Origin of the sequence: Micromonospora sp. BRA006-A (assembly GCF_033433935.1) — a bacterium.
Classification (GTDB): domain Bacteria; phylum Actinomycetota; class Actinomycetes; order Mycobacteriales; family Micromonosporaceae; genus Micromonospora; species Micromonospora aurantiaca.
Genome location: NZ_JANCLW010000001.1, coordinates 128,459 through 139,978, shown reverse-complemented (window position 1 = coordinate 139,978; position 11,520 = coordinate 128,459). Strand labels below are relative to the sequence as shown.

Below are 11,520 nucleotides of genomic sequence, written 5' to 3'. Positions count from 1 at the left end.
GGCCCTCGGCACGGAAACGGTTGGCTCGACACCACCGGACCTACCGAGGGCCTTCCCTCACCTCCAACACGACACGCCGCCCAACCCCACCACTTCTCAAACGCTCACTTAACGCCTCCGGTAGAGGAAGGGCCCCTTGTTAACACCCACGGCACGCAGCACCCACGACACGCAGCACCCACGGCGCACAGCACCGGCACGCAGCACCACCGGCACGCGGGCCGGCCCGGCCGGGAACGGCGAAGGCCCGGCCGGGACGGCCGGACCTTCGCGGGGTGGTACGGGTCAGGCGGCGGTGACCGCCAGGGACTCCTTGGAGTCGGACAGGTCGACGCGGACCGTGTCGCCGTCGCGGATCTCACCGGCCAGCAGCGCCTTGGCGAGCTGGTCGCCGATCGCCGACTGCACCAGCCGGCGCAGCGGGCGGGCACCGTAGATCGGGTCGTACCCGTGCTCGGCCAGCCACGTGCGGGCCGCCTCGGTGATCTCCAGGCCCAACCGGCGGTCCGCAAGACGGGTTCGCATCCGGTCGAGCTGGATGTCCACGATCGACCGCAGGTCCTCGCCCTGGAGCGCGGCGAACACCACGATGTCGTCCAGCCGGTTGAGGAACTCCGGCTTGAAGTGCGACCGGACCACCGCGAGCACACCCTCCCGGCGCTCGTTCTCGGTGAGCGTCAGGTCGCTGATCACCGACGAACCCAGGTTCGAGGTGAGGATCAGGATCGCGTTGCGGAAGTCCACGGTACGGCCCTGACCGTCGGTGAGCCGGCCGTCGTCGAGCACCTGGAGCAGCACGTCGAAGACGTCCGGGTGGGCCTTCTCCACCTCGTCCAGCAGGATCACCGAGTACGGCCGGCGGCGTACCGCCTCGGTGAGCTGGCCGCCCTCCTCGTAGCCGACGTACCCGGGCGGGGCACCGACCAGGCGGGCCACGGAGTGCTTCTCGCCGTACTCGCTCATGTCGATGCGGACCATGGCCCGCTCGTCGTCGAAGAGGAACTCGGCGAGCGCCTTTGCCAGCTCGGTCTTGCCGACACCGGTCGGGCCGAGGAACAGGAAGCTGCCGGTCGGGCGGTCCGGGTCGGCGACGCCGGCCCGGGCGCGGCGTACCGCGTCGGAGACCGCACCCACCGCCTCGGCCTGGCCGACCACGCGGGCCCGCAGCGACTCCTCCATCCGGAGCAGCTTGGCGGTCTCGCCTTCGAGCAGCCGCCCGGCGGGGATGCCGGTCCAGGAGGCGACCACGGCGGCGATGTCGTCCGCGCCGACCTCCTCCTTGAGCATCGCGCCGTCGGCCTGGAGCCGGGCCAGCTCCTCCTCGGCCTGCTTCAGCTCGGTCCGCAGTGCGGGGATCCGGCCGTACCGCAGCTCGGCGGCGCGTTCCAGCTCGCCGTCGCGCTCGGCCCGCTCGGCCTCGCCGCCGAGGCGCTCCAGCTCCTCCTTGGCGGTGGAGAGCTTGGTGATGTGGCTCTTCTCGGTCTGCCAGCGCTCGGACAGCGCGGTGAGCTGCTCGCGCTTGTCGGCCAGCTCCTTGCGCAGCCGCTCCAGACGCTCGGCGGACGCGGCGTCCGGCTCCTTCGCGAGCGCCATCTCCTCGATCTCCAGCCGGCGTACCGCCCGCTCGATCTCGTCCACCTCGACCGGACGCGAGTCGATCTCCATGCGCAGCCGGGACGCGGACTCGTCGACCAGGTCGATCGCCTTGTCCGGCAGGAACCGGTCGGTGATGTACCGGTCGGAGAGCGCGGCGGCGGCGACCAGCGCGGCGTCGGTGATCCGTACGCCGTGGTGCACCTCGTAGCGCTCCTTGAGCCCGCGCAGGATGCCGATGGTGTCCTCGATGGTCGGCTCGCCGACCAGCACCGGCTGGAAGCGGCGCTCCAGGGCCGGGTCCTTCTCGATGTGCTCGCGGTACTCGTCGAGCGTGGTCGCGCCGACCATCCGCAGCTCGCCGCGCGCCAGCATCGGCTTGAGCATGTTGCCGGCGTCCATCGAGCCCTCGCCCTTGCCGGCGCCGACCACCGTGTGCAGCTCGTCGAGGAACGTGATGACCTGGCCGTCGGAGTTCTTGATCTCCTCCAGCACGGACTTCAGCCGCTCCTCGAACTGACCCCGGTACGACGCGCCGGCCACCATCGCGCCGAGGTCGAGCGAGACGAGCTTCTTGTCCCGCAGCGACTCCGGCACGTCACCGGCCACGATCCGCTGGGCCAGGCCCTCCACGATCGCGGTCTTGCCGACACCCGGCTCGCCGATCAGGACCGGGTTGTTCTTCGTACGCCGGGACAGCACCTGGATCACCCGGCGGATCTCCGAGTCCCGGCCGATCACCGGGTCGATCTTGCCGTCGCGGGCGCTGGCGGTCAGGTCGACGCCGTACTTGGACAGGGCCTGGTAGGTCTGCTCCGGGTCGGCGGTGGTGACCCGGCGGTCCCCGCCCCGGACGGTCGGGAACGCGGCGACCAGGTTCTCCTCGGTGGCGCCGGAGTTCTTCAGTGCGACCGAGACCGCGCCGCCGACCCGGGCCAGCCCGGCCAGCAGGTGCTCGGTGGAGGTGTACTCGTCGCCGAGCGGCCGCGCGATCTGCTCGGCGGCGCCGATGGCGTTGACGAACTCACGGGCCAGCGTCGGCTCGGCGATACTCGACCCTCGGGCGGCGGGCAGCGCGTCGACCGAACGCTGGGCGACGCGGCGCAGCTCGGCGGGGTCCGCCCCGACGGCGCGCAGCAGGCCCGCGGCGGTCGAGCCCTCGGTGTCCAGCAGTGACAGCAGCAGGTGCCAGGGCTCCACGGTGGCGTGACCGCGCTGGTTCGCCAGCGCGACGGCACCGGTGATGGCTTCGCGGCTCTTGGTGGTGAGACGTTCCGTGTTCATGGGCTCCCCCGGATCGGCGTGTCCACTAGACATGACACAACCAGAGTTGAGTCTATTCCGCTCAAGTCCACCCCTGTGACCTGAGTCACCGCCTGCCGGTCCGGCCGGAGAGATCTTGGTACGAAACGGCCCCTCCGAGGGCCCTTTCCTACCAAGATCTCAGCGACGTGGAAGGCGCGCCAGGCAAGGGGTCTCGTGGTCGGCGCGCAGCACGCAACGCCGGCCGCCGTCCAGCTTGCGGTCGCAGAACACCCAATGACGTACGGCCTGGTCGTCCTCGGCCGAGACGGTGATCCCGCCCAGCTCCACCACCGCGAGGAACGCCAGCGACCGCCCGGCCGTGCGACCGAGCATCTTCGCCCGAGCCAGATCAGCCGCGCGCACCGGCAGATGGATCACGTACCGCCCGGTCACGGCCGCCCGGCCAGGTCACGCATCGACGGGGCCTGCCGGGACTGCCACTCGCGCAACGCGCTTTTGATCCGGGCCGTCTCCTCACGACTCCTGGCGACTTCGGCGTACGCGGCGGCGAGGTCCCCGGCGACGCGATCGAGGAACGCCGCGACCTCGGCCGGGTCCAGCCCTCGACGGCACGTCGTGAAGCGGTGGCCCCGCACCTGCCAGGGCCGGAGCGGAAGGTACGACGCGGAACGGTAGGCGCCGACCGGCGCGGAGTTGGGCGGGCCCGCGTTCCGCCGCTTCGGACGTATTCGCAGGAGGTTGCGCACGACGCTGTCCCTTCTTCCGAACCAAAGGAGACGGGTGAGGCGACACGACTGGCCGCGCACGACCAGTCGCGCCGACCACGGCTGCCAACCGGGGGCCGGTTTGCCTACCAGGCGTTCCGCCGAAGGCATCCGCACGAGGAACATACAATGCAAAGCATTGTATGACAAGGAGTGAGCATGCTTAGCACGCGAAGTGTTGGCTGACCGGTCTGACTCGTGGGAAGATCTTGGGGCCTACCAGGAGTTGCCGCCATGCCCCGAGTTTCGGACCGTCAGAGAATCGCGCAGGACATCAGAGACAAGATCGCTTCGGGCGAGTACGGCCCTGGCGACAAACTCCCCTCCCTGCGTGAACTGATCGCGCATTACCAGGTGTCCGCGGAGCCGGTCCGCTCGGCGCTGTTGATCCTTCAGGCCGAAGGTCTGGTCGAGGGACATCAGGGCAAGGGCACCTATGTCACCGCTCGCGACGACACCCCCTGACCCCGCACCGCCGGGCGGCCGATCCACCCCGGAACCAGCACGTGCGCGCCCGGAGTAGCCTCACCCGCGTGCGAGTACGTGTCGAACAGACCGCCCTGCCCGGGATCGGCGTACGTCATGATCTGATGACGGAGTCCGGCCGCCGGCTCGGCGTGGTCTCCCACCGCAATGGCCGTCGCGACCTGGTCCTCTACGACCCGGACGATCCCGACTCCTGCCAACACGACATACCCCTGACCGACGACGAGGCGGAGGCGCTCGCCGACATCCTCGGCGCGTCGCTGATGCTGGGTCAGCTCTCCGGGCTGCGCGAGCAGGCCGCCGGGCTGCTGACCGAGCAGATCGCCATCCCGGCGGGGTCGAAGTACGTCGGCAAGCGGCTCGCGGACACCAAGGCGCGCACCCGGACCAGCGCGTCGATCGTGGCCGTGCTGCGTCAGGGCGCCGTGAACGTCTCGCCCGATCCCACCTTCCGGTTCGAGGCCGGCGATGTGGTCGTCGTGGTCGGTACCCGTCAGGGGCTCGACGGCGTGACCGCGATCCTCGCCGAGACCGATCCGGACGGCTGACGCGTATGCACGAAACCACAATCCTGCTCATCGAGGTCGGTGCGCTGCTGCTCCTGCTCGGCCTGCTCGGCCGGCTGAGCCGTCGCTTCGGCGTGTCGCCCATTCCCCTGTACCTGCTCGCCGGCCTGGCGTTCGGGCACGGTGGTCTGCTGCCGCTCAACGCCAGCGAGGAGTTCTTCGCCGTCGGCGCGGAGATCGGCGTGATCCTGCTGCTGGTGATGCTCGGCCTGGAGTACAGCGCCAACGAGCTGGTGGGCAACCTCCGCTCCGCCGCGCCGGCCGGCGTGATCGACGCGGTGTTCAACGCGCTGCCCGGTTTCGCCTTCGCGCTCCTGCTCGGCTGGGGCTGGGTGGCGGCGGTGGTGCTCGCGGGCGTGACCTGGGTGTCGTCGTCCGGCGTGATCGCGAAGGTGCTCGGCGACCTGGGCCGGGTCGGTAACCGGGAGACCCCGGTGATCCTCTCCGTCCTGGTGATCGAGGACCTGGCGATGGCCCTCTACCTGCCGCTGGTCACCGCGCTGCTCGCCGGGGTCGGCCTTGTCAAGGGCGGTATCGCGCTCGCCATCGCGGTGTTCACCGTGGTCGTCGTGCTGGCCGTGGCCATCCGGTACGGCCACCTGATCTCCGCCGCGCTCTCCGCCAAGGATCCGGAGGCGCTGCTGCTCGGGGTGCTCGGCCTGACCCTGCTGGTCGCCGGTGTCGCGGCCAAGCTCCAGGTGTCCGCGGCGGTCGGCGCGTTCCTGGTGGGCATCGCGCTGTCCGGGCCGGTGGCGCACCACGCCACCGAGCTGCTCTCCCCGCTGCGTGACCTGTTCGCCGCGGTCTTCTTCGTGTTCTTCGGGCTGGTGACCAACCCGCTGGACATGCCACCGGTGCTGCTGCCCGCGCTGCTGCTCGCAGTGGTGACCATGGCGACGAAGGTGGCCACCGGCTACCTGGCCGCCCGCCGGGCCGGGATCGCCGAGCCCGGACGCTGGCGGGCCGGCCTGGCGCTGACCCCGCGCGGCGAGTTCTCCATCGTCATCGCCGGACTGGCCGTCGCGGCCATCTACCCGGTGGAGCCGAAGCTCGCCGCGCTCGCCACCGCGTACGTGTTGATCACGGTGGTGACCGGACCGCTGCTCGCCCGGCTGCCCGACACCCCGTGGTTCAAGCAGTGGCTGCGCAGCCGCGCCGCCGCCGCACGGCCACCCGCGCCGCTACCTCTGGGCTCCGGCGACTGACCCGGCGCCGGGCCGGATCAGTCGTAGGACAGATCCGGCCCGGCGTTGTCAAATTGAGCCCGGGAAGGTCTACCCCTGCTCCGTCCAACCGCGTTAACGTTTCGGCCCAGCAGCCAGGGTCCGCGGGTGGCCTGCGCCCCCGCCAGCGCAAGCGGAAGGTCGGCCGGTGAGCGTGCAGGAAGAGACGTTCCGCGGCTTCGCCAACCCGGTCGATCCCTCGCCCGCCGAGCTTCGGGCGTGGGCCTATCAACCGGATTCGGTGCCGCTGACCTCGATGCCGCCCGACTGGGACCTGCTGGTCGCCGGTGACCATCTGGTGCAGACGCTGTTCGATCTGGCGATGGACCAGGGCTGCCCGGCGCGGCGGTTCACGCTGCACTGCCTCTACATCTACGCCGCCGACGGCATCCGGACGAACTTCCGCGCCCACCCCAAGCGCCGGTTCCGCAAGCTGGTCGAGCAGGCCGAGAAGTCCGGCGACGACCTGATGCGCAACTGGGCGCACAACAGCCGGGTGCTGCTCGCCCGGCCGGATCTCTTCGTCTACCGGGACTGGTGCGAGGGCGGCCTGGTCCGCGAGAACCGCCGCCTCTGACGCATCCCCCCATTTCCCCGGGATCAGCGTCGCCCAGCCACCTCGACCCGACCGACCTGGTCGATCATGAACTTGGCGGTGTTTGGTGTCCGGTTTGTCGCCGCCAACTTCATGATCGACCGCGAGGGCGGGTGCGTGGTGCCCGCCCGCCCCTCGGGACACGAACGGGCCGGGATCCCCCGTGGATCCCGGCCCGCACGTCGGCGGATCGTCTAGGTCGACCCGCCCTGCTTCTTGCGCCGCTCGTCGTCCCGCGCCCGGTCCACACCGTGGTCCGTCTGGTCGGCGAATCGCCCTTCCTTGACCTTGTCGCTGAAGCGTCCCTCGGTGACCCGGTCGAACCGCTCGCGGACGTTCTCGGCCACCTTCTCCAGCCGTTCCTCCGCGCGCTCGGCCACCTTCTTCGCCGGTTCCGTCATGGCTCCCCCCGCCAGCCCGGAGTCCGCTTTGAGGCTTTTTGCCCCCTGCGGACAAGCCTAGTCGACCCTGCTCTGCCGCACCCCGGCTTTCCCCCGACCCGGGCGGCGAACCGCCCGGGGAACGACGAAGGCCGGCGCGGCCCCGGGGGAGCGGGGCGCACCGGCCTTCCGGTACGAGGTCAGCGGTCGGGAGCGCGGCGCGGACGCCAGACGACGAGCGCGGTGGACGTGCGGTTGGTGGGCACCAGGTCACCGCGGGGGAAGCCGCCGAGTGACTCCAGCTCGGCGATCCGCCGGTACGCGGCGTCCAGTTCCGCCTCCAGCCGGGCCACCCGCTGCTGCGCCTCTTCGAGCAGCCGCTCCAACCCGATGATCCGCTTGACCCCGGCCAGGTTGATCCCGTCGTCCTGGCTGAGCCGCTGCACCTCGCGGAGCAGCACCACGTCCCGGACGCTGTACCGGCGACCGCCGCCGGACGCCCGGCCGGCCTGCACCAGGCCCAGCCGGTCGTACTGGCGCAGCGTCTGGGGGTGCATCCCCGCCATCCGCGCGGCCACCGAGATCATCAAGACCTTGGCCTCGTAGGCCGGGTCACCCGAGCCGACGTACTCCTCCGACATGCCCGCTCACCTCCGGTGCCGCCGTCAACTGAATCGACGTACCCGCGCGTCGAGATGTTCCCGCGCGGCGGGCGGAGTCTGCGCCGCGAAGGTCTGCAGCGCCGCCCGCGCCTCGTCCGAGACCTTCGCCGGGACCACCACGTCGAGCGTGACCAGCAGGTCACCGGCGCGGCCGTCCTTGCGTACGACGCCCTTGCCGCGGGCACGCAGCACCCGCCCGCTGGGCGTACCCGGTGGCACCCGCAGGGTCACCGTCCCGTCCAGGGTCGGCACGCGCAGGTCCGTGCCGAGAACCGCCTCGGCGTACGTGATCGGGACGGTCAGGGTCAGGTCGTCCCCGGTGCGCCCGAACAGCTCGTCCGGGCGGACCTTCACCTGCACGAACAGGTCGCCCGCCGGACCGCCCCGCTCGCCGGGCTCACCCCGGCCGGCCAGGCGGATCCGCTGCCCGTCCGACACCCCGGCGGGGAAGCGGACGTGCAGCGTGCGGGTCTTGGTGACCCCGCCGGTGCCGTGACACTCCGGGCACTTCTCCTCGACGATCGTGCCGACGCCCTGGCAGTTGCGGCACGGCTCGGAGAAGCTGAACGACCCCTGGTTGCGGGTGGTCACCCCGGCGCCGTGGCAGACCGGGCAGGCCACCGGCTGGGTGCCGGGCTTCGCGCCGTTGCCGTGGCAGGTGTCGCAGACGCCTGGTGCGCGCAGCGTCAGCGGCAGCGTGACGCCGCGTACCGCGTCGGTGAAGTCGAGCGCGACCTCGGTCTCGACGTCCCGCCCGCGGGCCGGGCCACGCGGACGTGCCGGACCGCCGGCGCCACCGCCACCGGAGAAGATCGAGCTGAACAGGTCGGTGAAGCCGCCGCCGCTGAACCGGTTGTCGCCACCGCCCGCGCCGCCGCCGAACAGGTCGGAGACGTCGAACGGCATGCCACCCGGCTGGCCCCCGCCGCGGGCGTTGCGCCGGAAGGCACCGGAGCCGAACAGCGAGCGCATCTCGTCGTACTCGCGGCGCTTCTTCTCGTCACCGAGCACCGCGTATGCCTCGGAGACGGTCTTGAACCGCTCCTCGGCCCCGGTGTCGCCGGGGTTGTGGTCCGGGTGCGACTCCCGGGCCAACTTGCGGTACGCCTTCTTGATCTCGTCCGAGGAGGCGGACTTGTCCACGCCCAACGCGGCGTAGTAGTCCTTCTCGATCCAGTCCTTGGAACTCACCGGTCCACCCCCTTCCACGGGTCGAATCCCGGTCGTCCCGCCCGCCCGGTGCGGGCGGGCGGGACGTCACGGGTCGGCACTACTCCGGGTCCGCGACCGCGACCATGGCGGGCCGCAGCAGCCGCTCGCCGAGCTGGTAACCGCGCCGCATGACCTGTACGCAGGTCGGCTCGGTCACGTCGGCGGAGGTCTGGTGCGCCACCGCCTCGTGCCGGGTCGGGTCGAACGGGTCACCGGTCTCGCCGAACGCGGTCAGGCCGAACTTGGCCAGCGCGCCGGTGAGCTGCTCGGCCACGCTGCCGAACGGGCCCACCAGGTCGCCGTGCTCGCGGGCCCGGTCCAGGTCGTCGAGGATCGGCAGCAGCGCGGTGAGCACCGCCCCGGTGGCCTGCTCCTGCACCAGGTTGCGGTCCCGGTCGACCCGCTTGCGGTAGTTGGCGTACTCCGCAGTCACCCGCTGGAGGTCGCGGGTGCGCTCCTCCAGATCGGTGCGGAGCGACTCCAGCTCGGCGCCGAGCGGCGCGTCCGTGCCGGTCCCGCCGTTCGGCTCGGCGGGCGAGTCGACCACGGCCGGACCGCTGACCTCGGCCTCGCCACCGATCTCGTCGACCACGACCTCGGCCTCCTCGACCAGCCCTTCGGCGGGCGCGTCGGCGGCCGCGTCGGCCGCCGAAGCGTCGTTCGCCGGCTGCTCGGTCACCTTGCCGAGCTTGCGCTTGTCGCGGATGACGACCCGGGGTTCGTCGCCGGTGTCCTTGCCGGCGCCCGGCGCCGACCCGGTGGCACCCGGGTCGGCCGCTCGTGGCTTGTCCGTCATGCGGTTACCTCATCCCTCTGCCGTGCGAATCGTGTCCGGGACCGGATGTCACTTCTTGTCCTCGTCCACGATCTCCGCGTCGACCACGTCGTCGTCGCCACCGGCCTTCGGGCCACCGGCCGCACCGGCACCGGCACCGGCACCCGGCCCGGCCGCACCCGGTGCGGTCTGCTCGCCCTCCTGCTGCTGGGCGTAGAGCAGCGAGCCCGCCTGCTGGGAGACCTGCGCCAGCTTCTCGTGCGCGGACTTGATCTTCTCGATGTCCTGCCCGCCGAGGGCGCTGCGCAGCTCTCCGAGCGCCTCGTTGAGCTGGTCGCGGTTCTCGCCGGGCAGCTTGTCGCCGCTCTCGGCCAGGAACTTCTCGGTCTGCCACTGGAGCGCTTCGGCCACGTTGCGGGTCTCGGCCTCCTCACGGCGACGCTTGTCCTCGTCGGCGTGCTCCTCGGCGTCCCGGCGCATCCGCTCGATGTCGTCCTTCGGCAGCGAGGAGCCGCCGGTGATCGTCATCTTCTGCTCCTTGCCGGTGCCCAGGTCCTTGGCGTGCACGTTCACGATGCCGTTGGCGTCGATGTCGAACGTGACCTCGATCTGCGGCACGCCGCGCGGGGCCGGCGGGAGACCGGTGAGCTCGAAGGTGCCGAGCTTCTTGTTGTAGGCGGCGATGTCCCGCTCGCCCTGGAACACCTGGATCAGCACCGACGGCTGGTTGTCGTCGGCGGTGGTGAACACCTCGGAGCGCTTGGTCGGGATGGTGGTGTTGCGCTCGATGAGCTTGGTGAAGATGCCGCCCTTGGTCTCGATGCCCAGGCTCAGCGGGGTCACGTCGAGCAGCAGGACGTCCTTGACCTCGCCCTTGAGCACACCGGCCTGGAGGGCGGCGCCGACGGCGACGACCTCGTCCGGGTTGACGCCCTTGTTCGGGTCACGGCCGGTGAGCTGCTTGACCAGGTCGGTCACGGCCGGCATCCGGGTCGAGCCGCCGACCAGGATGACGTGGTCGACGTCGGAGATCTTGATGCCGGCGTCCTTGACGGCCTGCTCGAACGGGCCCTTGCAGCGGTCCAGCAGGTCCTGCGTCATGCGCTGGAACTCGGCGCGGCTGAGCGTCACGTCCAGGTGCAGCGGGCCGGCCGAACCGGCGGTGATGTACGGCAGGTTGATGTTGCTGGTGGTGGCGGCGGACAGCTCGATCTTGGCCTTCTCGGCGGCCTCCTTGAGCCGCTGCATGGCCATCTTGTCCTGCGAGAGGTCGATGCCGTGCTCGCCGCGGAACGTCTTCACCAGGTGGTCGATGATGCGCTGGTCCCAGTCGTCACCACCGAGCTGGTTGTCACCGCTGGTGGACTTGACCTCCACCACGCCCTCGGCCAGCTCCAGCAGCGACACGTCGAAGGTGCCGCCACCGAGGTCGAAGACCAGGACGGTCTGCTCCTTGGAGCCCTTGTCCAGGCCGTACGCCAGGGCCGCCGCGGTCGGCTCGTTCACGATCCGCAGCACGTTGAAGCCGGCGATCTCACCGGCCTCCTTGGTGGCCTGGCGCTGCCCGTCGTTGAAGTAGGCCGGGACGGTGATCACCGCGTCGGTGATCTGCTCGCCCAGGTACGCCTCGGCGTCCCGCTTGAGCTTCATCAGCGTGCGCGCCGAGATCTCCTGCGGGGTGTACTTCTTGCCGTCGATGTCGACGGTCCAGTTGGTGCCGATCTCACGCTTGACCGACCGGATGGTCCGGTCGGGGTTGGTCACCGCCTGGCGCTTGGCGACCTCACCGACGAGCACCTCGCCGTTGCGGGCGAACGCGACGATCGAGGGAGTCGTACGCGAGCCCTCGGCGTTGGCGATGACGGTGGGCTCACCGCCCTCGAGAACGCTGACGCAGGAGTTCGTCGTGCCGAGGTCGATGCCGACCGCACGTGCCATGTTCGCTTCCTCGCTTCGTAACGGGTGAGCAGGTCAGACGGCCTGCCCGGCGGGTCGCCG

12 protein-coding genes are annotated in these 11,520 nt (G+C 70.9%); 4 read left to right on the top strand and 8 right to left on the bottom strand.

Translation table 11 applies throughout. The features are described from left to right. Positions 1-285 precede the first annotated feature (285 nt). From clpB to NMK34_RS00690, 3 genes are all read right to left on the bottom strand, one after another. The gene (clpB, locus tag NMK34_RS00700) at positions 286-2,877 is read right to left on the bottom strand and encodes an ATP-dependent chaperone ClpB (protein ID WP_318331795.1); all 2,592 of its coding nucleotides are present in this window, start codon (positions 2,875-2,877) and stop codon (positions 286-288) included. Positions 2,878-3,036: 159 nt separating this feature from the next. Further along, positions 3,037-3,291 carry a hypothetical protein gene (locus NMK34_RS00695; protein WP_120572377.1) on the bottom strand — a complete coding sequence of 85 codons (255 nt, stop codon included), beginning with the start codon at positions 3,289-3,291 and terminating at the stop codon, positions 3,037-3,039. Further along, on the bottom strand, positions 3,288-3,605 hold the full coding sequence (locus NMK34_RS00690) for a DivIVA domain-containing protein (protein ID WP_412098840.1): 318 nt from the start codon (positions 3,603-3,605) through the stop codon (positions 3,288-3,290). Before NMK34_RS00690 ends, NMK34_RS00695 begins: the two co-directional genes overlap by 4 nt. A 252-nt stretch (positions 3,606-3,857) precedes the next feature. Here NMK34_RS00690 and NMK34_RS00685 point away from each other — a divergent pair, with 252 nt between their 5' ends. From NMK34_RS00685 to NMK34_RS00670, 4 genes are all read left to right on the top strand, one after another. Beyond that, positions 3,858-4,088, top strand: a complete 231-nt coding sequence (locus NMK34_RS00685) for a winged helix-turn-helix domain-containing protein (RefSeq protein ID WP_281579381.1) — start codon at positions 3,858-3,860, stop codon at positions 4,086-4,088. A gap of 68 nt (positions 4,089-4,156) precedes the next feature. Next, the gene (locus NMK34_RS00680; RefSeq protein ID WP_091416018.1) at positions 4,157-4,657 is read left to right on the top strand and encodes a cation:proton antiporter regulatory subunit; all 501 of its coding nucleotides are present in this window, start codon (positions 4,157-4,159) and stop codon (positions 4,655-4,657) included. Positions 4,658-4,662: 5 nt separating this feature from the next. Then, positions 4,663-5,880: a cation:proton antiporter gene (locus tag NMK34_RS00675; protein ID WP_128137996.1), complete on the top strand. Its 1,218-nt coding sequence runs from the start codon at positions 4,663-4,665 to the stop codon at positions 5,878-5,880. 166 nt (positions 5,881-6,046) lie between these two features. Next, complete coding sequence (locus NMK34_RS00670) at positions 6,047-6,475, top strand: hypothetical protein (RefSeq protein ID WP_013473407.1); 429 nt, start codon at positions 6,047-6,049, stop codon at positions 6,473-6,475. A gap of 212 nt (positions 6,476-6,687) precedes the next feature. Here NMK34_RS00670 and NMK34_RS00665 read toward each other — a convergent pair whose 3' ends face one another. The 5 genes from NMK34_RS00665 to dnaK all read right to left on the bottom strand — a co-directional run bounded on the left by NMK34_RS00665 (position 6,688) and on the right by dnaK (position 11,460). Then, positions 6,688-6,894 carry a hypothetical protein gene (locus NMK34_RS00665; RefSeq protein WP_013283368.1) on the bottom strand — a complete coding sequence of 69 codons (207 nt, stop codon included), beginning with the start codon at positions 6,892-6,894 and terminating at the stop codon, positions 6,688-6,690. A 179-nt stretch (positions 6,895-7,073) separates the two neighbouring features. Beyond that, positions 7,074-7,514: a heat shock protein transcriptional repressor HspR gene (locus tag NMK34_RS00660; RefSeq protein ID WP_120572381.1), complete on the bottom strand. Its 441-nt coding sequence runs from the start codon at positions 7,512-7,514 to the stop codon at positions 7,074-7,076. A 24-nt stretch (positions 7,515-7,538) separates the two neighbouring features. Further along, positions 7,539-8,726, bottom strand: a complete 1,188-nt coding sequence (dnaJ, locus tag NMK34_RS00655) for a molecular chaperone DnaJ (RefSeq protein WP_318331794.1) — start codon at positions 8,724-8,726, stop codon at positions 7,539-7,541. A gap of 79 nt (positions 8,727-8,805) precedes the next feature. Then, positions 8,806-9,543, bottom strand: coding sequence for a nucleotide exchange factor GrpE (gene grpE / locus NMK34_RS00650; protein WP_318331793.1), 738 nt, complete (start codon positions 9,541-9,543; stop codon positions 8,806-8,808). A gap of 48 nt (positions 9,544-9,591) precedes the next feature. After that, positions 9,592-11,460 carry a molecular chaperone DnaK gene (dnaK, locus tag NMK34_RS00645; protein WP_216931468.1) on the bottom strand — a complete coding sequence of 623 codons (1,869 nt, stop codon included), beginning with the start codon at positions 11,458-11,460 and terminating at the stop codon, positions 9,592-9,594. Positions 11,461-11,520: the final 60 nt, after the last annotated feature.